Raw genomic sequence first — 23,310 nt, forward strand, 5'->3', positions numbered from 1 at the left:
TACGCAGCAAAATGGACTAGGGCATGGCAAAGTTGGTACTAACGATTGATGACGATTTGTATGTTCATCGAATTATTGAAGAGGCTTTAGCGGGCTTTTGTAAGCTTATTCACGCTAAAGATGGCGAACAAGGACTTAAGCTAGCCAAAAAGCACACGCCCGACATAATTTTACTTGATATAGAAATGCCCGGTAAATCCGGCTACCAAGTATGCCAAGCACTAAAAGAAGATGAGTCAACACACGATATACCCGTTATGTTTTTATCCTCTAAGGTGGAGCTTAACGATAGAGTAAAAGGCTACAGCGTAGGCGCGTCTGACTACATCATAAAACCCTTCAACACCGAAGAGCTAATGGCACGCATTAAAGTGCTTTATGAGTACCGGCAGCAGTGTGAAAAGCTAAAATTTGATGTAGCTAAAGCGCAAGATACCGCCGCAATGGCTTTGGCGGAGTCGGGAGATATGGGGCGTATTGTTAGGTTTGTGGGGCAAAGCTATCACTCTCATAACTTTCAGTCATTAAGCGAGCACTTGCTTGCCTTTTTTAGCCCGTTTAATTTAGACGTGGTTATTGTGTTTTGGTATCAGGGGGGGAGCTATTTTTATAGTCTAGAAAGTGGTGTATGCCCGCTTGAGCAGGAGCTTTTAGAGCAGCACCGTAATGCCAATCGATTTGTTGATATTGGTAACAGCACCATTATTAACTACCCCAAAATATCTTTATTAATTAAAAATATGCCGGCTGATAATCGTGCTTTATACGGCCGTTATAAAGACTTATTCCCGCACATACTCGAAGTGACAAACGAAAAGGTCGTTGCTATGGAAAGAAACGAAAATAGCTTTGAACAAGCCACCCAAATTAGCACTGCTTTGCAAGATATAGTAAAGCAGCTTACCAGCCAAAATGTTGTACAAAACGACTACACAAGGCAGTTTATAGAGCAGCTTCATGAACTTAACTGTGCAATTAAGCAAACACAAGCACACGCCAATCCTGCTGATTTAACTTTATACATGTCGCAATTAGACGAAACTATGCAGCTGCTAGTAACCGCAAATAGTGATTTAGCGTTTATAAAGTACCAGCTTAAACAAGTGACCGAGAGCCGCAACGAATTATTGTGCAACTTACGCTCTAAAGTAGAGGAGGCCAGCTCACATAGTCTTGCGCATCAAAGCGATATAGAGCTATTTTAGTGCTTTAACGCTTGTTATACTGCAGCTGAAATTTTTCGTCGGAGTGTGTAGTGGTTATTCAGTGTGCTTTTAAAGAGTGTCGCCCATATTTAAATGAGCTAGAAACGCGTTTTAACTTAGCCCAATGGGCGCAAAGTTGTAGCGGTTTTACTCTGCATTACGACGATAAAGGCCTTAGCCTTTTAAAAAGCGATGAGCCTAAACTTGGCGCAATAAACGTAGACTTTGTAACAGGTGCTGTTGCTCATAGGCGTAAGTTTGGCGGCGGCAAAGGCCAATCAATCGCAAAAGCGGTAGGGTTAAATAAAGGCGCAACCCCTGTTGTACTTGATGCTACTGCCGGGCTTGGCCGAGATGGCTTTGTGCTAGCGTCACTTGGCTGCAAGGTTATACTGCATGAGCGCCACCCCGTGGTAGCGGCTTTATTGTTTGATGGCTTAAAACGCGCTTACGAAGATGCAGAGATTGGCTCGTGGATGCAGCAAAATATGAGCTTAGTGTTTGGCTCAAGCCACACGTTGTTAGAGCAGTGCGAGAGCATGCCCGATGTAGTGTATTTAGATCCTATGTTTCCACACCGAGAAAAATCAGCGTTAGTTAAAAAAGAAATGCGCGTATTTCAGGCATTAGTAGGTGCAGACACCGACGCCGATGACTTACTTGAATTTGCCTATCCACTTGCCAGTAAGCGTGTGGTAGTTAAACGCCCCGATTACGCCCCATTTTTAAACAATCAAACCCCCAGCATGCAAATTAAAACAAAAAAGAACCGTTTTGATGTGTATGTAAAAGCGGCCATGGTTTAACGGCATTTAGCGTGTTGATCGGCTTTAAGGATCTAGGATCTTAGCGCGCTTTTATGTTAGAATTCGCACAATTTTTTGGCATAGTAAAGTAGCACAGCAATGATCTTAGATGATATTCGCATCGTTTTAGTTAATACCTCACACTCTGGCAACATTGGTTCGGCGGCTCGCGCCATGAAAACCATGGGTTTATCAAAACTGTATTTAGTGGACCCTGCTTGTGAAGTAGACAGCCATGCAAGCGCCTTAGCAGCCGGTGCAACTGATGTTTTAGGCAATGCGGTTATTGTTGATACCGTGGCTGATGCCATTGCGGACTGTGCATTAACTATTGGTACGAGTGCTCGTTCGCGCACGCTGTCTTGGCCTATGGTTGAGCCACGTGAGTGCGGTGAAAAGCTAGTTGCTGAGGCTGTAAACGGCCCTGTAGCGCTTGTATTTGGCCGTGAAAACAGCGGTTTAACTAACGAAGAACTACAGCTGTGTAATTACCATGTATGTATTCCTGCAAATCCACAGTACAGCTCGCTTAATTTAGCTATGGCGGTACAAACGCTAAGCTACGAAACACGTATGGCGTTTTTAAATCAGCAGCCAAAGGCTGAGCAAGCAGACGATGAGACTGCTTACCCAAGCTCAAAACAAACAGAGTTATTTTACGAACATTTAGAAGAGACGCTCGGTAACACCGGTTTTATTATTAAGCAGCATCCAGGTTTAGTAATGACCAAGCTACGCCGTTTGTTTAACCGTGCACGCCCAGAAGAGGCAGAGCTAAACATATTGCGCGGTATTCTTACCTCAATTAATAAATCTATTCCTAAGTAAGGTATAGCGATTGGTTATAAAAACCTGCGGGTAAATAACGAGCTAATACTTGACTAAAACACTCAAGTAATTACAATACACCTAATACTTGACCAAAAAGGTCAGGTATTAAAAATTTGTTAATAGAACAGTGTTCTTTAATCAAATTTTTATCAAGTGATAATACTTGACTATTTTACTCTGGTAATTAAAATTTGCACTCTTTTGTGCGGGGGGCGTTATGAAGTTAACATCAAAAGGCAGATATGCCGTAACAGCTATGCTGGATGTTGCACTACATGCGAGTGTAGGTCCTGTTGCCCTTGCTGATATTTCACAAAGACAAGAAATTTCTTTGTCTTACCTTGAGCAATTATTTGCCCGTTTACGTAAAAATGGCTTAGTGAGCTCGGTTCGTGGTCCTGGTGGCGGTTATTTGCTAGGCCGAGAAGCCGCGGTTATCTCTGTTGGCGATGTAATTAGCGCCGTAGACGAATCGGTAGATGCAACACGTTGCCAAGGTGCCGATACCGGGTGTCAAAGCGGTATGCGTTGTTTAACTCACAACCTATGGTCTGATTTAAGCGCACGTATCGAAGAGTTTTTAAATAATATTACCTTAGCTGAATTGGTGGAAAAATCAGATGTGAAAGAAATCGCATCTCGCCAAGATAACAGCATCAATAATGCAATTAAGCAGTTGGAAAACATTCAAGTAAGCTGTCAACTATAAAAGTTGACCTGCAGCGGAGAGAGAAATGAAGTTACCGATTTATTTAGATTACGCAGCGACCACGCCTGTTGACGAGCGTGTTGCAAAAGAAATGATGCAATGCCTGACAATGGACGGTAATTTTGGTAATCCTGCGTCACGTTCGCACCGTTTTGGTTGGCAAGCTGAAGAAGTAGTTGACCAAGCGCGTACAGACATTGCCGATTTAATTAATGCCGACCCGCGTGAAATTGTTTTCACATCGGGCGCAACAGAATCAAATAACCTTGCAATTAAAGGTGCAGCGCAGTTTTACAAAAAGAAAGGTAAGCACGTTATTACCGCTAAAACTGAGCACAAAGCAGTAATCGATACATGTCGTGAACTTGAGCGCCAAGGCTTTGAAGTAACCTACATGGACGTTGAAGAAAACGGCCTGTTAGATCTTAAAAAGCTTGAAGAAACTATGCGTGACGACACTATTCTTGTCAGCATTATGCACGTTAATAACGAGCTAGGTGTAATTCAAGATATCAATACTATTGGCGAAATGTGTCGCGAACGTAAAATTATGTTCCACGTAGATGCAGCACAAAGCGCAGGTAAAGTATTAATCGACGTACAACAGCTTAAAGTTGACTTTATGTCGTTCTCAGGCCACAAAGTATATGGCCCTAAAGGTGTTGGCGCACTTTACGTTCGTCGTAAACCACGTGCTCGCCTAGAAGCGCAAATGCACGGTGGTGGCCATGAACGTGGTATGCGTTCAGGTACACTTGCAACTCATCAGCTAGTAGGTATGGGTGCAGCATTTAGGATTGCTAAGCAAGATTTTGAAAAAGATCACGCACACATCAGCGCATTACGTAAACGCCTAATTGACGGCATTATGGCTGATATGGACGAAGTATACTTTAACGGCGCACAAGACCAATCAGTACCAGGTATTGTAAACATCAGCTTTAACTTTGTTGAAGGTGAGTCGTTACTTATGGCAGTAAAAGACATAGCGGTATCATCAGGGTCTGCGTGTACATCAGCAAGCTTAGAGCCTTCATATGTACTACGCGCACTTGGCCGTAACGACGAACTAGCACACAGCTCAATTCGTTTTAGTATTGGCCGTTTTACTACCGAAGAAGAAATTGATTACACCGTTGAATTAATGAAAAACTCTATCGGTCGCCTACGCGAGATGTCTCCTTTATGGGAAATGCATCAAGAAGGTGTTGATTTAGATTCAGTTGAATGGGCTCACCACTAATACGAGTGAGCACCTACCGTAGCAGGTAATGAGGATAGAATTATGGCTTATAGTGATAAAGTAATCGACCACGTAGAAAACCCACGCAACGTTGGTGTTTTAGACAAAAATGATCCGTCAGTGGCAACGGGTATGGTTGGCGCACCAGCATGTGGTGACGTAATGAAATTGCAAATTAAAGTATCGTCTGAAGGCGTTATTGAAGATGCAAAATTTAAAACATACGGTTGCGGCAGTGCAATTGCTTCATCATCACTTGTAACAGAGTGGGTGAAAGGCAAAACACTAGACGAAGCATCAACTATTAAAAACACTGATATCAGTGCAGAGCTTGAATTACCACCAGTGAAAATTCACTGTTCAATTTTAGCTGAAGATGCAATTCAAGCAGCAATTGCTGATTACAAAAGCAAACAAGCGAAGTAAGAGAAATTCATGGCAGTGACATTGACAGATGCGGCAGCAAACCGCGTACAATCATTTTTAGCAAACCGCGGTAAAGGTTTAGGCCTGCGCGTTGGCATTAAAACGACGGGCTGTTCAGGTCTTGCTTATGTACTCGAGTTTGTTGATGAGCTTAACGAAGACGATGAAACCTTTAAAGCTAAAGGCGTTACCTTAATTGTTGACGCTAAAAGCTTGGTTTACATCGACGGCACTGAGCTTGACTACACCAAAGAAGGCTTAAATGAAGGGTTTAAATTTAATAACCCTAACCAAGCCGACGAGTGTGGTTGTGGCGAAAGCTTTACTGTTTAAGCTCAGCTACCTTTGTAGTATTTTTAAGCCCTGCCAGTAATTGTAGGGCTTTGTTATTTGTGAAATTTGTATTTCTAAATTTTATTGGTTGAAGCTATGCGTTACTTTGAGTTATTTGCAATACCAGTTGATTACAACATTGACTTGGCAACAATAAATAAGCATTACCTAGAGCTGCAGCGCGCAGTGCATCCCGATCGCCACGCTAATGCGAGCAGCCGTGATAAGTTAATGGCCGTACAAAGTACCGCTGAAATTAACGATGCGCTACAAACGCTAAAACACCCAGTAAAACGAGCAGAATATATGCTCAGCGAACTAGGTGTTGATATTCGAGCTGAGCAACAAACACTGCAAGATCCAATGTTCTTAATGCAGCAAATGGAACTGCGTGAAGAGCTTGAAGAGCTCGCTTCAGCAAGTAACCCTGAGGCCGCTATCGCCAATTTTGAATCACAAATAAAGCAATTAAAAATCCAATACAGTAATGAACTTGCCGAGCAACTTGCAAGTAACGACGAGGCGCAATATCAACAAGCTGCTGACAACATTCGCAAATTAAAGTTTGTATATAAATTAGAAGACGAACTTGAGCGCATTGAAGACAGTTTATTTGACGATTAATTACTTGCTGTAAAGCGAGCAACACGAGTTTAAAGAGCATTATGGCATTATTGCAAATTGCTGAGCCGGGGCAGAGCGCGGCACCACATGAATACAAATTAGCAATAGGTATTGACCTAGGTACCACTAATTCATTGGTTGCAACGGTACAAAGTGGCGAAGCCCGCACATTAACAGATGACCTTGGTGCAGCCATGTTGCCATCGGTTGTGCGTTACCAAGCTGGCGGCATCACGGTGGGCACCGATGCTGCACAAGCTGCAACACAAGACCCAGCCAATACCCTTATTTCAGTTAAGCGTTTTTTAGGTAAAACCCAAGCCGAAATAGAGCAAAGCTACGGCCAATTACCTTACCAATTTTGTGAAGATAACGGCTCGCTTGCCATTCAAACCGATGCCGGAAAAATCAGCCCTGTTAAAGCCTCTAGCCATATTTTAGCGGCTCTAAAAGCGCGTGCAGAGCAAAGCTTTGGTAATCAAGATATTTTAGGAGCAGTAATTACTGTGCCTGCGTACTTTGATGACGCACAGCGCCAAAGCACTAAAGATGCAGCCGAACTTGCTGGCATTAACGTATTACGTTTATTAAACGAGCCAACCGCTGCGGCAGTCGCTTACGGGTTAGACTCGGGCCAAGAAGGTATCATTGCTGTTTACGATTTAGGCGGCGGCACCTTTGATATTTCTATACTTCGCTTACACCAAGGTGTGTTTGAAGTAATGGCAACTGGCGGTGATTCAAGCTTAGGTGGCGATGATTTCGATTCGCTATTAGTTGATTACTTTAAGCAGCAAACCGGTATTTCGGCATTATCGCCTTCTGTGCTTCGCTTATTTATTAATAAAGCAAAAGCCTGTAAAGAAGCGCTAAGCCAGTATGCAAAAGTAAATGTAGTGCTTGAATTTGACGAGCAAAAACACACCGTAGAAGTGACACGCGAAACCTTTGACGAGCTGGCTATGCCACTTGTTAAAAAAACACTTCGTTCGTGTCGTCGTGCAGTAAAAGATGCTGGCATCGAAAACGAAGAAGTGCTGCAAGTTGTAATGGTAGGTGGTTCAACTCGCATGCCACTGGTTCGCAGCCAAGTTGAAGGCTTTTTTGAAAAAGAGCCGCTAACATCAATCGATCCGGATCGTGTTGTTGCACTAGGTGCTGCATTACAAGCTGATGTATTAGTAGGTAACAAGCCCGATTCTGACATGCTATTACTTGATGTATTGCCACTGTCACTTGGCCTTGAAACGATGGGTGGGTTAGTTGAAAAAATAATTCCGCGTAATACCACTATTCCTGTTGCTCGTGCACAAGAATTTACTACCTTTAAAGACGGCCAAACGGCAATGTCTTTACATGTGCTACAAGGTGAACGCGAACTAGTTGACGATTGCCGCTCGCTGGCTAAATTTAGCTTAAAAGGCATACCGGCTATGGCAGCAGGCGCTGCACATATTCGTGTTACCTTTAAAGTGGATGCCGATGGCTTGTTAAGTGTATCAGCAATGGAAAAATCAACGGGTGTGCAAGCTGAAATCCAAGTTAAACCATCGTTTGGCTTATCTGATGACCAAGTAGCTAACATGCTCAAAGAGTCAATGAGCAACGCTAAAGGTGACATGCAAGCACGTATGCTTAAAGAGCAACAAGTAGAAGCGCTACGTGTTATAGAAGCACTAGAGGCGTCACTTGCTAGCGACGGTGACTTGCTCGACGATATTCAACTTGCTAATTTAAAAGCTGAAATAAGCGAGCTTGCTAAAGTGCGCGAGACCGCACAGCAACCAGGTGAAATTAAAGCCGCAATTGAAAAAGTAGATAACGCTAGCAGCGATTTTGCCTCGCGCAGAATGGATGCATCAATTAAAAAGGCCCTTACAGGGCAGTCAGTAGACAACGTTTAAAGAGGTTAGAATGCCACAAATTATTTTTCTTCCCCATCCGGAATTATGTCCTGACGGTGCAGCACTTGAAGCGCCTGCGGGCGAAACAGTCCTTGATGTGGCCCTTAAAAACGGCATTAGCATTCCACACGCATGTGAAAAATCGTGTGCATGTACTACATGCCATTTAGTGATCCGCGAAGGCTTTGACTCACTAGATGAAAGCGATGAGCTAGAAGACGACATGCTAGATAAAGCATGGGGCTTAGAGTCAGAATCTCGCTTAGGATGCCAAGCAGTTATTAGAGATGAAGACTTAGTGGTTGAAATACCTAAGTACAATCTCAATATCGTTAATGAAGAGCACTAGTTTTTAATTAACGAGAATTTTTTAAAAGCCGCTGTTTTTTACAGCGGCTTTTTTGTTTAAGAGATTGTATAAGCACGTAGCAGCGACTTTATGTCGCGTTTTTAAATGAATGATCACGTAATCATAATCGCGGGGTAAACCCGCTGCTACATTTACACCGTAGCAGCGACTTTACGTCGCGTTTTTAAATGAATGATCACGTAATCATAAACGCCGGGTAAACCCGCTGCTACATTTACACCGTAGCAGCGACTTTACCTCGCGTTTTTAAATGAATGACCACGTAATCATAATCGCGGGGTAAACCCGCTGCTACATCTTACACCGTAGCAGCGACTTTATGTCGCGTTTTTTAAATAGGCCTAGATCTAAAATGATCACGTTTTTCAGGTCGAATTACAGTCAAGGAATTATCGCTTTTGGCTAAACCCGCTGCTACGCGTTTTACCTAACCCATAAAACTATTTCGGAGGTCTATTTTGAGTAATCTAATTTTCAGTGACTCGTTTATTAATGGTGAATTTTATAAAACCAATAAACATTTTAGCGTTGACGACCCCGCGACCGAAAAAAGTATTGTTGAAGTAAGTGATATAGACGAGCAAGGCGTTAATAGCGCAATAAAGGCAGCGCAAGGTGCGTTTGTTAAGTTAAAATCAACCAATGCGACTGAGCGAAGTGATACGCTAATGCGTTGGTATGAGCTGGTAATAAAACACAAGCAAACGCTTGCTGAGCTAATGACAAAAGAGCAAGGTAAACCGCTTAAAGAGTCGTTAGGTGAAATAGACTATGGCGCTGGATTTATAAAATGGTTTGCAGAAGAAGCTAAACGCAGTTACGGCGATGTGATTCCCCCAACCGACGATACACATAGATTAACGAGCTTTAAACAACCTGTAGGCGTTGTGGCTGGCATTACTCCTTGGAACTTTCCGGTTGCTATGGTGACACGTAAAGTGGCGCCAGCATACGCTGCAGGCTGTAGCTTTGTGCTAAAACCTTCTGAATACACACCTTTATGTGCTTTGGCATTGGCATACCTTGCCGATCAAGCCGGGTTTGTAAAAGGGGCTTTTAACGTACTGATTTCGCAAGACGCAAAAACAGTCGGGCAAATACTTACTGACTCAGAAGTGGTGCGCAAATTTACTTTTACAGGTTCAACAGGCGTAGGCAAGCAGTTACTTTCTCAGTGTGCGGGTACAATTAAACGTACCTCCATGGAACTTGGTGGAAACGCCCCCTTTATTATTTTTGATAACGCCGATATAGACGAAGCAATCGACGGCCTCATGGCGGCTAAGTTTAGAAACAGTGGCCAAGCATGTGTAGCCGCAAACCGCATTTTTATTCAGCGCAGTATTTTAGATGAAGTGCTGAGTAAAATTACGCCTAAAGTAGCCGCATTAAAAGTAGCCAATGGGTTTGAAGAGGACGTAGACATTGGCCCCCTTATTTACCCAAAAGCGAAAGAAAAAGTGCAGCAGCTTGTGCAAGATGCACTTGATAAAGGCGCAGACCTAATAGGGGATAACAGCGACTTAGGTGGCAGCTTTCAAAATCCGCTTATTGTTACTAACGTAACGACCGAAATGGATATATACCACGAAGAAGTATTTGGCCCGGTATTAACGGTTATTCCTTTTGATGAAGAAAGCGAAGTACTAGCTCTTGCTAACGATGTTCCATATGGCTTAGCGGCTTATTTTTACAGTCAAAATATCAAGCAGATTTATCGTATTAGCGAAGGGCTTGAGTTTGGCATGGTTGGTGTTAATGAAGGGGTTATATCTAACCCTGTGGCACCGTTTGGTGGAGTTAAGCAATCAGGCTTAGGCCGAGAAGGGGGCCATCAAGGGCTTGATGAATACCTTGAAGAAAAATACGTGTGTATCAAAGTTTAAAAACGATGACACCATAAGCCATGAAAAATTGATTACCCAGTAAGGTTTAGGTTACTAATACTAATTTGCTTAATTAAGTAATCAATTTGGGGATGGAAAAACGTGTTGATAGCTAGGCAAAAAATTCGCTATTTAGTTGTTCTTGGCAATTGCGCCTGCATTGCTCTACCTTGTGCATCCATGCAGTCGTAAATGAGCATTTTTTAACGCCGCTAGCGGCACGTTTAGCCCCACAAAATGATTAAATATTATTGAGGATTGGTATAGGTTTATAACTACAGTTTACCTTTTTATTGCTAGATATAGGCCTTAGTGCTACATTTACGGCATAATTTTTGTTTAAAAATAATCAAAAATAAAAAGAATTTCTACTTGTAGAAATAACCCGTGTGTAAATGCCACCGCAAGGTGGCATTTTTTATAGCTTGAGTAAGTTAAGCTGGCTTATTTTATAGGTGAATAGCCCGGTAGGGTGGTTAAATCGACAAAGTCTAATTGCTCTGCAATTGCGTACTCATTTATGTAGTGCTTATACACTTCACTCTCTACAAATACCGCGAATATATCGGCGTCTAAATGGTTGTTCTCTACCATTTTCCCTAAAATAGCTAAACACTCACTCACAGGCTTTGCTTTTTTATAAGGCCTATCTACTGCTGATAAGGCTTCAAAAATGTCTGCAATGGCCATTAGCCTTGCCGGAATCGACATTTGCTCTTTAGTTAATCCTTGCGGGTAGCCTGTACCATCTAGTTTTTCGTGGTGGCCCAATGCATATTCAGACACATTACTTAAATGTTTAGGGAATGGCAGTGTGTCTAAAATATTTTTAGTCACATCCATATGGCGCTTCATAACGTCGCGCTCGCCGAGCGTTAGTGTGCCCCTGCGTATTTGTAAATTCTCTACTTCATCTGCGTTTAGTAACGGGGTATCTTTGCCGTTTATAGTTAAATGATAGTGAGATGCTATGCGGTCAATATTCGCAACATCTTCATCTGATAAAAACTCGCCACCCACATTAACTCTTTGCAAAAACGCGCGATCTAAAGAAAGTTGTTTTAATTCGGTATCGAGTAAGCGCTCAAATTGTAAAACCTCAATTGGCCTATTGAGCTTCATTGCAGAGATAATTTGTTTTTGATAGCTTATTTCTAAATCACGTTTAATAACTTCAAATTTAGCTTCAATGTGTTCAATACGATCAAAAATAGTTTCTAACTTGGTCGACTTTTCCATGATGTGATCGGGAGTCGCTATTTTGCCGCAATCATGAAGCCAGCCCGCTATATCTAGCTCATGACGGTCTGCATCACTCATTAAAAAGTTAGCCAAGGGACCACGGTCAATTTTATGCACAGCATCAGCAAGCATTAAAGTAAGCGCAGGAACTCGCTTACAGTGTCCGCCGGTATGAGGCGACTTTTCGTCGATGGCCATAGCAATGGTTTCTACAAATTTAGAAAATAGCTCTCCCATTCCCTTAATAAGGGTAGAGTTTGTCAGTGATATAGCGCCTAACGATGCAAATGATCGTATCAATGTGACAAGTTCATCACTATAAGTGATTATATTGTCGTGTTGATCTTTTACGTTGATCAGTTGGATCACACCAATAATATCATCGGTATGATCTTTTAGCGGAATCGTTAACATAGACTGAGTACGATACCCTGTAAGCGCATCCATATTACGCGCAGCGCTCATATCAAAGGGCAGGGCTGCGTATACATCCGGTATGTTAATAATCTCACCAGAGTTAACCGCATGAGCGACAATAGCTGTTTCGTTTTCTTTTCCATCTATAAACAAATCTATATTAGGAAAGTCAACGGGCTTCCCTGAAGCTCCCCCTAAATAGAGGTCTAAAGATTTATTAATAACCGTTTCAAACTTTAGCTGCTTGTCATCTGTAATAGAGTAAATAGTCCCTGCGTCAGAGTTAGAAATAGACATAACAACTTGTAGAATTTCTTCAAGAAGTTTACTCGCATCCTTTTCTGTTGTTAGCCTAATACTAATATCAATAAAGTGATGAAGATTTGTTCTATCTTTAATGTACTCAGACATATTATTACTACTTTGTTTTGTGAATAAAGGCGCCATTCCAATCCTGTGCTAAAGTTTGCAAATCGGTATTTTTAATTCGGTTAATAAAAATGTGGTAAACGTGATCACTCAATAAGGCAGTTTCACTTAGCTCTTCAAATAACGATAGAGCCAGTTGCCAATTTTTATTATTGTAATGCTGCATAGCAGTGAACGACTTTTTAATTTCAAATAGCTGGCTTTCGCTTATATCAGCTATAAAGTTGACAGGTTCATATAGCTCAGTTGCATTTACTTTACCCACTACCTGTACTTTATCAATTAAGCGAAATGCAATATGTGGACAAGCAAGCATTGTCTCTTCTGTAACCAGAATAGCTACCCCGTAAAATTTGGTCAAGCTTTCTACTCTTGAGCCTAAATTAACTGCATCTCCTAGTACTGTATAGGCTTTTCTGTACACCGAGCCCATATCGCCAACATTCATTTCACCAGTGCTTATACCCACACCAATGCTAATGGGAGGAAGCTGTTGCTCAGCAAATGCTTTATTAAGGCTTGTAAGGCCTGCTACCATTGCTATTGCTGCTTCAACACCGTGTTTTGCGTGGTCGCTATCTTCAAGTGGGGCATTCCAAAAGGCCATAATCATATCGCCTACGTATTTGTCTATAGTGCCGCTGTGATCAAAAATAACTTTTGTAGTCGCCGATAAGTACTGATTTAAATAATCACTTAATTGATTTGCGCTCATTCCTTCCGACAGCGCAGTAAAACTTCTTATATCAGCAAATAATACGGTCATATTTCGTTTTATACTTTGCTGAGTAAGCTGTTTACGTTGGCGAATTAACTGCTCAATATGATCAGGCGGTACATACTGATTAAACATCGATTTAATTTTTCGGCTGTGCTTCATTTCTGCTATAGAGCCAATAAAAACAAAGTAGGCTGCTAATAGGGAAATAAGTAACAGCGGCATAAATAGCGGCAGACTAATTTTTTGTACTGACCATAAATAAAAATTAAGCAATATAACTAGTCCAGCCACACTCACTGAAAGTGTGACAATAAAGCGGGCGCTTTTACGAAAGCTTAAAAACGATAAGCAACAGCCCACAAAGGTAATTATTAATAATGTTGCCCCTAAAGCCCATGTGGGTTGAGAAGGTAAAATTTCTGGATGGAGTAGCCCTTCAAAAATATTGGCATGCACTTCTACCCCAGGGTATTGTAAACCCACTGGTGTTGCTCTTAAATCAGCTAAACCAATTGCGGATGTACCAATAAATGCTACGCTGCCTTCTAATTGCTGCTCGGTAACTTTTTTGGTTAATACATCTGTGGCAGAGTAATATTGAAAACTTTTAGCACGGCCTTTGTACGGGATAAAAATTTGGCCGTACTCATCTGTTTGAATCCAATGCTCATGAAATTTAACCCCTTCAAAAAAGGTCAGGTCGCCTTGGGCACTCGCGCGTGTTTCAATACTGTTCGCTAAGGTATATAAACGTGCTGCCTCAAGTGCTAAAGAAGGGTAGAGCTTATCACCTACTCTATTAACCAGTGCCGCTTTACGGATAAATCCGTCGTTTTCGCTGTGAGCATTGATAAATCCGTTGCCCGTGGCACTATTTTGCAGCATAGGTATATTAACAGTAGCGCCTAAAAACTGGGTTACTTGGGAGTTATTTTGCTCGCTCTTTGGCCATAGTACGCTTGTCTCTGGCAACGGGTTACGCTGTTTGTAGGTATCGTTGTTTAATAAAAAACCCAATACGGTATCGTTACTATTGAGTGTTTTAGCAAAGGTGGTATCAGCGTCTACCTGATGTTTAATATCATTTAACGCTACTTTGTATGCACTTAATAAATCAGGGGCTCTAGATTGAATTTGGTTAACAGGGTTTGTTTCCGGTTCAGAAAAAAATATATCAAATGCAATAACTACAACACCGGCCTCTGTGAGTTTATTTACCAGGTCTGCCATTTTTGCCCGGCTCCACGGGAAACGCCCTTGCTCTTGCATCGTTTTTTCATCTATGTCGATAATAACAACGGTTTCGTCGAGCTGACGGGGAGTATCGGGTAAAGTTAGCAATAGCCTAGAGTCGTAAATAATACCTTCGACCCTATTGAGCAGCTTGGCTAATGCGCCACTAGAGAATAATTCTACAGCAGCTATAAGCAGCGTAATGGCTAAGCCTACAAATAGGTGGCGGTAAATTTTAGGAATATAAACGCGAGAAATAACTATTAATCCTTACTTGGCGTAAACTCAAACGTTCGGCCTTCTCTGGCACATTCAATATTAATATGCTCGCCATAATTTGCCTGTAAATGTGTTTCTATTGCGAGTAGCTCGTCATCGGTTCTTGCTGGGTCGTGGCTTATAATCGCTAAATTTTTAATACACGCTTGCATTGCTAATTCAGCTACTTGCTTAAATGTACTATGCCCCCAACCGTGCTTAAGCGTGAGCTCTTCGGTAGTAAATTGTGCATCATGAATTAATAAGTCAGCATCTTTAATAAAATCAGCCCACTGGGTAACTGTGGTTTTTACAACACCGGGTGGGGCCAATTCGTTATCTGTTATATAAGCAATTTTTTTGCCTTCAGCATGCACACAATACGCTGTGCCCCCGCCTGGGTGATTTAACGGCGCGGTAAATACGTTAAAACTATTTAGAGTAAAGTTTTTTTGAGTAGCAAGCTGAGTGTTTAATGTAATGTTTGCAGGTAAGTGTTGGTAGCTAACCGGAAAAAAAGAGCCAGACATTTGCATTAAAATCGCATTTTTAGTTTGCTCGTCTTCAACATCACCTACAACAATGGTTATATCACGATCGGCTTGGTAAATAGGCTTAAAAAAAGGAAAGCCTTGAATATGATCCCAATGATTATGCGTTAATAAAATTGCAATGGGGGTCGTGTGCTCTATGAGCTTTTCACCTAACTGTGCAATGCCCGTACCTGAGTCGAGAATCAGGCTTTTGCCATTTGTTTGCTCAACATACACACATGAGGTGTTACCACCAAATAGGTGCGTATGCTCACCCGGAGATGGCATTGAGCCTCTTACGCCATAAAATTTAACTTTCATAATTTAGGGCTTAACTCTATCAGGGTAAAAGTTAAACTTAGATAAACTGACATTATTAGAGGCATTATCAAAGCATGTACTGCTAAGTACCACTTGGGTATCTGTTTGTAAAAGCATTGATGTAAACTGATGTGTGCCATCGCATTGATTAGCCTGATAATAACCAAGCGTATTTTCTCCAAATAAGGTGTCGATAGTGCCATTAGCTAATATGCGGGCAATCATCCCTTTAGAATCACTCATGCCTGATAAAATTATATTACCTGTAGTATCAATCACCGCATCGGTAACTTTAGTATCAGAACTTGATGCTAATTGATATTGCCCAACACCACTAGTGGCAAAGCTTGTATCTTCAGTTCCATCTGGTTGTAACTTGATAATCACCGCTTGGTTTGGCGTAGTGCCTTCATTAGCAACTAAATAGAGATTTGCCGCACTATCGGCGAGTATTTTTGCTGCTCTATTACTAATATCTGTCGAAGAGCGGCTATCTGTATAGCTAAATAGCGCGTTAGCATCATCGTCTATTTTCAACATTATTAATTGCGAGTCACTGCCAGATACTTGCTTGCCTGCAATATATATATCTTTATTTGTATCTATATAGAGTGTTTCAAAAAACTCATTTACGCTGCCGTAGTAAGCACCGCTTGTAGCAAAGCTATTTTCTAAATTACCATCGCTTTTTAACATCGTTGCAAACGATCTTGTTACGCTTAAAGCATTAGTCGAAGAGCCTACAGCAACAATATAGCCGCTGCTATCTACAGCAACATCTGCAAAGTTAATATTGATATTTAAAATATCTACAGTGGTATAAATACCTTCGTTGGCAAAGCTTTCATCTAGGTAACCGTCCTGGTCTACTTTTGCTATAAAGCCTTCTTCGTTTAAACCGTTTATGAGTGTACCCGCAATAATGATACTGCCATCGCTAAGCTCTTTTAAAGTAATGGTTTTAAAGGCAACATTAATATTTAGGGCTTTACTACCATCAAGGCTAAAGCTGGTATCAATAATGCCTGCACTGCTATAGCGAGTGAGCACTAGCTTATTATTAGTATTAAGTTGTGCAATAGAGGCGCTTAAAAACTTATTGGCTTGCACGCCGTTTTGTAGCTGCAATACATTCATCGATAAATCGTCTGAACTAACACTTAAGTCATTTATACTTGTATAACCATTTATTGCAAAGTCGGTGTTTAAATTTGCATCACTCGTTATTGACGTTACAAAAGGCTCATTAGATGAATCGTTAAATCTGCCTGATAGCCACAGAGTGTCATTTTCATCAATAGTTGATGCATTAGCAGATTGATGACTGATAACGTTAGAGACAATGTTTATGCCTGCATTGCCGTAGCTAGTGTCAAGCGCGCCATCAGATATAGATACTCGCGCCGAAAATAGTTGCTCGTTTTGGGTATCACCAGAGGCTTCCACACCTGTAGTACCTGAGAGAATGATTTGATTACTCATAGGGGCGTATTGCACACCCGTTATTTGTGCGCCGCCATTAGCAGAACCCGAGTTTTCATCAATATTGTATACGGCGATTCCTTCATCCCCTATATTCTCATCAATATTGCCATTGTTATCAATTGAGATCATTACAGCCTCTTTCTCACCTGAAGAGCGAGTAATATATCCCCCTAAAAAGGCATTAAAATTAGCTGCGTCTACTCCGCCAACTGCAAGTAGCTCATCGTCACCTTCTTCGTCCGATAAATCTAATATAAGCGCATCGCCAGAGTTAAAACTTCCATTATTGTTGCCATCCGGAATAAGGTATCTGATGGTTGCATCTAAATCACCTTCTTCACCTATGCTGCTGCCCACTACAAGTAAATCAGAGTTACCAAAGTTTTTAATAGCGTGCGATTCATCATCCAGGTTCTGGCCACTTACATCTACTATACCTGGGCTGCCTGATTCATAAGCGAGGGTCGATACATCAAATTTAAGAAATAAACTGTCTTTGTCTGAACCATTTACCGAGTAGCCAACGCCTTGTATTTTATTGTCGGTGAACTCAAGGTCGTTTATTACAGATTCACTAGCCAGTGTTGTACATTTAGTACCGCTGTTAGCGTCGCCAGAGTTAGTACTTATAACGCCTGCAGCACTCATTTTTAATAAACATGCTTCAGTTTCTGAGCCATTAAAGCTTGAATAACCTATAAATAATTCACCATTACCAGAGATAATAGCCGTGCCTGTTTCATCTTCACCAAAATCTATCGTTTTAAAGCCGCTGCTATTAAATGCAGTGTTTAAATCGCCCGTATTGGTATAAGAAACAACAACGATATCTGTATCTGTGTTGTTATTGTAACCTACAAAATAAAGGTTAGTGTTAAGCTCAATGCTATCGTTAAATTCACCATTTGAAAAAACGCTCGAAAGATCTAACTGTTCGCTAATCGCTCGTCCAAATGTATCATCTTCTACAGGAATTAACGGGTCTTCTTCATCCGTAATATTCACATTAATGGTTATTGTAGTGGTTTCATTTGGAGAGCCGTTATCGGTAATATCTATATTAACTGTGTGCTGTGTAGCTGTTTCAAAATTAAAGGCACTGTTGCCATTTACGGTTAACAACCCGCTATTGCTATCAATATTAAATAATGAGGTTTCGCCACCGCTTAGGCTAAATGTGAGGGTATCATTTTCAATATCAGACGCTGTTATAGTACCAATTGTTTCTCCATCAGTGGAATTTTCACCAATAGCAAAAGTTTGATTTACTGCCGTTGGAGCATCGTTAATTGCTACAATTGTAATGGTCAAATTACCTTGCACCTCATCAGTACCATCACTTAACGTGTAGGTGAGTGTTGCTGTGCTTTCGTTGTTTAAGGCGGGGGTATATTTAATCTCATTATTTTCAACGCTCGCTGTACCAATATCCGCTGTAACGGCCGTTAAAGCTAGGGTATCGGTTGCATCTGCATCGGTGTCGTTGCTTATAACGTCAATGGTTGTTTCGGGAGCATCTTCATTGATTGTTGCTGTATCAGGTTGCGCTACAGGCGCATCATTTACAGGGGTTACATTAATGGTTAGTGTTCCCGCAGCAGTGTCTGTACCATCGCTTAGGATATAATTTACGATTACTTGGCCATTAAAGTTAGCTTCTGGCGTGTAAACAACGTTAGCACCAGAGCTAGAAATGGCGCCAACATCAGCATTTACAGAAGTAATAGAAAGAGTATCGTTTTCTTCATCCGTATCGTTGCTCAATACATTTATACTAGTTGCTGAGGCATCTTCTAAAATGGTGGTAGTATCTGGGTTGGCAACTGGCGCATCGTTCACTGGGGTAACCGTAATAGTTAACACGCCATTGGCTGTATCGGTGCCATCACTGAGGGTGTAATTTATAGTAACTTGACCGCTAAAGTTTGCCTCTGGAGTATAAATTACATCATCTGCAGAGCTTGTTACTGTGCCCGATGTGGCAGTTACAGTACTAATCGAAAGTGTATCGTTTTCTACATCAGTGTCGTTGCCCAACACATTAATATTTGTTGCTGCGGCATCTTCTAAAATAGTGGCAGTATCTGGGTTGGCAACTGGCGCATCGTTCACTGGGGTAACCGTAATAGTTAACACGCCATTGGCTGTATCAGTGCCATCAGTTAGGGTGTAATTTATAGTGGCTTGACCATTAAAGTTTGCATCTGGAGTATAAATTACATCACTTGCAGAGCTTGTTACCGTGCCCGATGTGGCAGTTACAGCACTAATAGAAAGTGTATCGTTTTCTACATCAGTGTCGTTGCCCAACACATTAATATTTGTTGCTGCGGCATCTTCTAAAATAGTGGCTGTATCTGGGCTTGCTACCGGCGCATCGTTCACTGAATTTATTGTGATATTAAGTGTAGCTGATGTAGCCGCCTCGCCATCACTAACTGTATAGGTAACAACTGCAGTGCCGTTATAATCAGCTTGCGGTGTATATTGTATTTGATTCGCCACAATGGTTGCGCTTCCTGAGTCAGCAGAAACCGTGGTAATAGTGAGTGAGTCGCCCTCAGTGTCAGTATCATTAGCCACTACATTTACAGTAGTCGAGCTGTCTTCATTTATTGTGGCTGTATCAGGGTTGGCAACTGGCGAATCGTTCACAGGTGTAACCGTAATATTAAGTACCCCAGAGGCTGTATCAGTACCATCACTTAGGGTGTAATTTATAACTGCTTGGCCGTTAAAATCGGCCTCTGGAGTATAAGCAAGGTTGCTACCGGCTACCAAAACGCTACCAGTATTGGTACTTGCATCGCTTATCGTGAGCGAGTCATTTTCAGGGTCTGTGTCGTTACTTAATACATTAATGTTTGTTGTTACGGCATCTTCTAAAATTGTGGCAGAATCAGGGTTTGCAATTGGGGCATCGTTAACGGGCGTTACAGTTATTGTTAGTACGCCCATAGCCGTATCAGTACCATCACTTAGGGTATAATTTACCGTTACTTGGCCATTAAAATTAGCCTCAGACGTGAAGATTACATCATTACCTGTACTTGTAACTGCACCTGATGTGGTCGTTAGCGCACTAATAGAAAGAGCGTCGTTTTCTTCATCTGTATCATTGCCAAGTACGTTAATATTTGTTGCTGCAGCATCTTCTAAAATAGTCGCTGTGTCGGGGTTAGCAACAGGTGCATCGTTAACTGCTGTTACTGTTACCGTAAGCACACCTGCGGCGGTAGTCGTGCCGTCAGTAAGTGTGTAATTTACAACGGCTTGGCCGTTAAAGTTTGCCTCAGGTGTGTAAACTAGGTTACTGCCAGACACCGATACTGAGCCGGTGCTTGCACTTGCTGTGCTAATAGCAAGGGGGTCGTTGTCTACATCTGTGTCGTTAGCTATTACGTTAATACTCGTTGGCGCAGCATCTTCTAAAATGGTTGCGGTATCAGGGTTTGCTACCGGCGTATCATTAACAGAGGTGATTGTTACTGTAAGTATCCCCGAAGCACTTTGCGTACCATCGGTTATTGTATAGCTGACTGTTGCAGTGCCATTATTGTTTTCTGCGGGAGTGTATTGAATTTGAGAATTTACAATTGAGACACTGCCAATATCACTGCTAGCAGAGCTAAGAGTTAAGGTATCACCATCTATGTCTGTGTCGTTACTTAATACATTTATTAAGGTAGCAGTAGCGTCTTCTGTAATGGTAATGCTATCGGCATTTGCTATTGGTGCATCATTAATTGGCGAAATGGTTACTTGTAAATTAGCCGTTGCTTCTGCGCCGTTATTATCGGATACACTGTACGATACAATTGCCACGCCATGGGTATTAGGTGCAGAGCTATACTGAATTTTATTATCAACAATGCTGGCTGAACCAAATTCGGTGCCAACACTTGTTATAGTTAAATTGTTACTGTCTATATCAGTGTCATTGGCAAGCACATCAACTAAAATTGGCGATGCATCTTCTTGCATTGCGGCGCTATCAGCCACCGCAATGGGGGCATCGTTAACCGGTATAATAATGAGGGTGGCCATTGCGCTACTTTGAGCTGGCGTGCCATCTGCAATCGTATAGTTTAGGGTTACTTCACCAAAGTAATTGGGCTCAGGTGTATACTCAATTCTATTGTTTACAATGCGTGCGCTGCCGATTGTATTTGTAACATTAGTAAGGGTAAGTGTATCGCCGTTGGCATCGGTATCGTTTTCTAATACGTTTAACAAAGTAGCAGGGCTGTCTTCTAATAACGTATATTCATCATCATTAGCTTCAGCAGGGGAGTTAGACCCTGTTTTACTTAATACAACTTGTGCTGTGGATGTTAGCCCTTGTTCATTTGAAACTGAATAAGTAAAACTATCAACATCTAATGCATCTGAATCAGGTTGATAGGAAAATGACCCATCAACGTTAAGTGCCAAAGTACCGCTTTGTACGTTAACTACGGGAGTGGTGTTAACGGTGAGATTACCTGGCTCTATGTTTACATCGTTTTTAAGTAAGCCATTTTCAGCTGAAATAACCAGTGTTTGATTATACTGAAATTGGTATTCATCATTTTGAGCATTAGGGGTATCAGGCATGCTATTTATTGTGAGTGTTGCCGTTGCAGTGGCAGTGGCACCGAAAGTGTCGATCACTTGGTATTGAAATTCATCGATACCGTAGTAATTAGAATCAGGAATATATGAAAAACTACCATCGGTAGCTAATTGCAATTGCCCATGGGCAGGTGAAATAAGATAAGTATCATCAATGATGAAAGTATCATTATTAGGGTCTGTGTCGTTAGCAAGTAAACCCTGGCTTGCATCAACTACAAGTGTGGTATCTTCATCTACACTATAGCTATCGTTTGCAGCAGTAGGCGGGCTATTTTGATCCAGTGCATTAATTGTAACACTTGCAATAGCCTCAGCACCTTGAGCATCAAAAATACGGTACTGAAAACTATCAGTGCCTTGCATATTTGCACTACCTACATATTCAAAGCTGCCATCAGCAACAAGTGTGAGAGTACCCTTACTCGGTAGGCTAACAGGCGTTGTATCTAGAGTGAGTAGATCTTGGTCTATATCGCTGTCGTTATTTAATAAGCCGGGGGCGCCAACTAATAACGTTCCGTCAGCACTTATATTGTATGTGTTATTAAGGGCTATGGGGGCATCGTTTACAGCGTTAATCGTTATTTCTACAATACCGGTATCTGTCATCCCAAGTTCATTAATTACTTGGTAACTAAATGCATCAATGCCGTTAAAGTTAGCTCGTGGCGTATAAGTAAAATCACCGCTTTCGCTGAGTGAAATACTGCCATGCTGAGGGGTAACTAAAGGGGTTGTGTTTATATATAGCTCCCCTTGGTACTCATCAGTGTCGTTAGTTAAAACGTTGCCTTGCAAGGCTTGATCTTCATTAACTAAAAATTGATCGTTTACCGCTTTTGGCGCAAAGTTTAGCTCTCCTCCTTGCGGTGCTACGTTAATTAACTCAGCAAAGCCACTTTCACCACTGCCATCTACACCAGTTATTAAAACTTGATAGCTTTTATCAGCTAATAGGTTGTCTACACTAAAGCTAGAGCCAGATACACTTAAAAACTGCTGGCCATTTTCTAGCGTATTTATATTGCTGGTGGTAATGCCAGCTTCGGTTGCTAAGTAAATATTGTAGCGGTTTAAGTTTTCGTTTTCTTTCCACGCTAAATTAATCGTTTGTCCGTCTCGCTGTGCTGTTGTGCCTTCTATTTGGTAGGGTTGCCAATTAGCCGTCACTGCGTCTGCAAGTACCTGGTTGTTAAGGCTATCGGTGATCCATATCTCTAAGCGTAGATCACCAGGATCAACGCCATAAAAGTAAGGGCTCAATCCTATAACCGGCTGCTCAAAATCTGTTCCACATGCTTGTGTGCAAAGTGCTAGGCTTTTATTTACACTCGGCAGTACTAAATTTACTGCGCTAATGCCATCGGGATCAGACACGCTAAGTAAAAAAGTGATATTGCCTTGTATAACTTCATTAATTTGTGAAAGAGTTATTGTAGCCTGAGAGTTTGCAACCGTTGTGCCTACAACCCCTCTGCTAGAGGCCACGGCACCCGACACCTGTGTTTTAGTAACAACAGAGTTACCCGTTATACCTGTAAGGTTTATCGGTGTAGCAGAAGGGGTGGGTGTAACTTGTTCTACAGGTAGCTGTTCTGAGTCTTGTTGAGCTGTCTCATCGGAGCCTCCACACGCACTAAGCAAAAAAACCATTGAACCGAGCAAAAAAAGGTTCTTTGCTGTCATTCTACATACTCCAATAAAAAGCTTTATATTC

Annotated in this window: 15 protein-coding genes; 11 read left to right on the forward strand and 4 right to left on the reverse strand. The window is 41.6% G+C overall.

Going from position 1 to position 23,310, the window contains the following annotated elements; all coding sequences use genetic code 11:
* The first annotated feature begins 23 nt into the window (after positions 1-23).
* The 11 genes from VOI46_RS02095 to VOI46_RS02145 all read left to right on the forward strand — a co-directional run bounded on the left by VOI46_RS02095 (position 24) and on the right by VOI46_RS02145 (position 10,337).
* Entirely contained in the window at positions 24-1,205 is a 1,182-nt protein-coding gene (locus tag VOI46_RS02095) for a response regulator (RefSeq protein ID WP_004585767.1), read from the forward strand.
* Between the two features lie 50 nt (positions 1,206-1,255).
* On the forward strand, positions 1,256-2,011 hold the full coding sequence (locus VOI46_RS02100) for a class I SAM-dependent methyltransferase (RefSeq protein WP_004585768.1): 756 nt from the start codon (positions 1,256-1,258) through the stop codon (positions 2,009-2,011).
* 99 nt (positions 2,012-2,110) lie between these two features.
* Entirely contained in the window at positions 2,111-2,839 is a 729-nt protein-coding gene (trmJ, locus tag VOI46_RS02105; protein WP_004585769.1) for a tRNA (cytosine(32)/uridine(32)-2'-O)-methyltransferase TrmJ, read from the forward strand.
* A 220-nt stretch (positions 2,840-3,059) separates the two neighbouring features.
* On the forward strand, positions 3,060-3,551 hold the full coding sequence (gene iscR / locus VOI46_RS02110; protein ID WP_004585770.1) for a Fe-S cluster assembly transcriptional regulator IscR: 492 nt from the start codon (positions 3,060-3,062) through the stop codon (positions 3,549-3,551).
* 25 nt (positions 3,552-3,576) lie between these two features.
* Entirely contained in the window at positions 3,577-4,794 is a 1,218-nt protein-coding gene (locus VOI46_RS02115; RefSeq protein WP_004585771.1) for an IscS subfamily cysteine desulfurase, read from the forward strand.
* 42 nt (positions 4,795-4,836) lie between these two features.
* The gene (gene iscU / locus VOI46_RS02120; RefSeq protein ID WP_004585772.1) at positions 4,837-5,220 is read left to right on the forward strand and encodes a Fe-S cluster assembly scaffold IscU; all 384 of its coding nucleotides are present in this window, start codon (positions 4,837-4,839) and stop codon (positions 5,218-5,220) included.
* 9 nt (positions 5,221-5,229) lie between these two features.
* Complete coding sequence (gene iscA, locus VOI46_RS02125; protein WP_004585773.1) at positions 5,230-5,553, forward strand: iron-sulfur cluster assembly protein IscA; 324 nt, start codon at positions 5,230-5,232, stop codon at positions 5,551-5,553.
* 96 nt (positions 5,554-5,649) lie between these two features.
* Complete coding sequence (gene hscB / locus VOI46_RS02130) at positions 5,650-6,177, forward strand: co-chaperone HscB (RefSeq protein ID WP_004585774.1); 528 nt, start codon at positions 5,650-5,652, stop codon at positions 6,175-6,177.
* A gap of 41 nt (positions 6,178-6,218) precedes the next feature.
* Complete coding sequence (gene hscA / locus VOI46_RS02135) at positions 6,219-8,081, forward strand: Fe-S protein assembly chaperone HscA (protein ID WP_324738138.1); 1,863 nt, start codon at positions 6,219-6,221, stop codon at positions 8,079-8,081.
* A 10-nt stretch (positions 8,082-8,091) separates the two neighbouring features.
* Positions 8,092-8,430, forward strand: coding sequence for an ISC system 2Fe-2S type ferredoxin (gene fdx, locus VOI46_RS02140; RefSeq protein WP_004585776.1), 339 nt, complete (start codon positions 8,092-8,094; stop codon positions 8,428-8,430).
* A gap of 479 nt (positions 8,431-8,909) precedes the next feature.
* Positions 8,910-10,337 (forward strand): NAD-dependent succinate-semialdehyde dehydrogenase, encoded by a 1,428-nt coding sequence (locus VOI46_RS02145; protein ID WP_004585777.1) that lies wholly within the window; start codon positions 8,910-8,912, stop codon positions 10,335-10,337.
* Positions 10,338-10,781: 444 nt separating this feature from the next.
* On the opposite strand, the gene VOI46_RS02150 is transcribed toward VOI46_RS02145, so the two are convergent.
* Genes VOI46_RS02150 through VOI46_RS02165 form a run of 4 tightly spaced genes read right to left on the reverse strand, consistent with a single transcriptional unit; the run spans position 10,782 to position 23,279 of the window.
* Positions 10,782-12,443 (reverse strand): HD family phosphohydrolase, encoded by a 1,662-nt coding sequence (locus tag VOI46_RS02150; RefSeq protein WP_004585778.1) that lies wholly within the window; start codon positions 12,441-12,443, stop codon positions 10,782-10,784.
* Positions 12,415-14,643, reverse strand: coding sequence for an adenylate/guanylate cyclase domain-containing protein (locus tag VOI46_RS02155; protein WP_324738231.1), 2,229 nt, complete (start codon positions 14,641-14,643; stop codon positions 12,415-12,417). Before VOI46_RS02155 ends, VOI46_RS02150 begins: the two co-directional genes overlap by 29 nt.
* Positions 14,643-15,491 (reverse strand): MBL fold metallo-hydrolase, encoded by an 849-nt coding sequence (locus VOI46_RS02160; protein WP_004585780.1) that lies wholly within the window; start codon positions 15,489-15,491, stop codon positions 14,643-14,645. Before VOI46_RS02160 ends, VOI46_RS02155 begins: the two co-directional genes overlap by 1 nt.
* 3 nt (positions 15,492-15,494) lie before the next feature.
* Complete coding sequence (locus VOI46_RS02165; RefSeq protein WP_324738139.1) at positions 15,495-23,279, reverse strand: Ig-like domain-containing protein; 7,785 nt, start codon at positions 23,277-23,279, stop codon at positions 15,495-15,497.
* Between the last annotated feature and the right edge of the window lie 31 nt (positions 23,280-23,310).

The sequence above is a fragment of the Pseudoalteromonas sp. CuT4-3 genome (assembly GCF_035666335.1).
Lineage (GTDB): Bacteria > Pseudomonadota > Gammaproteobacteria > Enterobacterales > Alteromonadaceae > Pseudoalteromonas > Pseudoalteromonas atlantica.

What these genes read in the sequence shown, in the direction of transcription:
- VOI46_RS02095 (WP_004585767.1), top strand. Translation starts at nt 24, where the DNA reads ATGGCAAAGTTGGTACTAACGATTGATGACGATTTGTATGTTCATCGA.
- trmJ (WP_004585769.1), top strand. Translation starts at nt 2,111, where the DNA reads ATGATCTTAGATGATATTCGCATCGTTTTAGTTAATACCTCACACTCT.
- iscR (WP_004585770.1), top strand. Translation starts at nt 3,060, where the DNA reads ATGAAGTTAACATCAAAAGGCAGATATGCCGTAACAGCTATGCTGGAT.
- VOI46_RS02115 (WP_004585771.1), top strand. Translation starts at nt 3,577, where the DNA reads ATGAAGTTACCGATTTATTTAGATTACGCAGCGACCACGCCTGTTGAC.
- iscU (WP_004585772.1), top strand. Translation starts at nt 4,837, where the DNA reads ATGGCTTATAGTGATAAAGTAATCGACCACGTAGAAAACCCACGCAAC.
- iscA (WP_004585773.1), top strand. Translation starts at nt 5,230, where the DNA reads ATGGCAGTGACATTGACAGATGCGGCAGCAAACCGCGTACAATCATTT.
- hscB (WP_004585774.1), top strand. Translation starts at nt 5,650, where the DNA reads ATGCGTTACTTTGAGTTATTTGCAATACCAGTTGATTACAACATTGAC.
- hscA (WP_324738138.1), top strand. Translation starts at nt 6,219, where the DNA reads ATGGCATTATTGCAAATTGCTGAGCCGGGGCAGAGCGCGGCACCACAT.
- fdx (WP_004585776.1), top strand. Translation starts at nt 8,092, where the DNA reads ATGCCACAAATTATTTTTCTTCCCCATCCGGAATTATGTCCTGACGGT.
- VOI46_RS02150 (WP_004585778.1), bottom strand. Translation starts at nt 12,443, where the DNA reads ATGGCGCCTTTATTCACAAAACAAAGTAGTAATAATATGTCTGAGTAC.
- VOI46_RS02160 (WP_004585780.1), bottom strand. Translation starts at nt 15,491, where the DNA reads ATGAAAGTTAAATTTTATGGCGTAAGAGGCTCAATGCCATCTCCGGGT.
- VOI46_RS02165 (WP_324738139.1), bottom strand. Translation starts at nt 23,279, where the DNA reads ATGACAGCAAAGAACCTTTTTTTGCTCGGTTCAATGGTTTTTTTGCTT.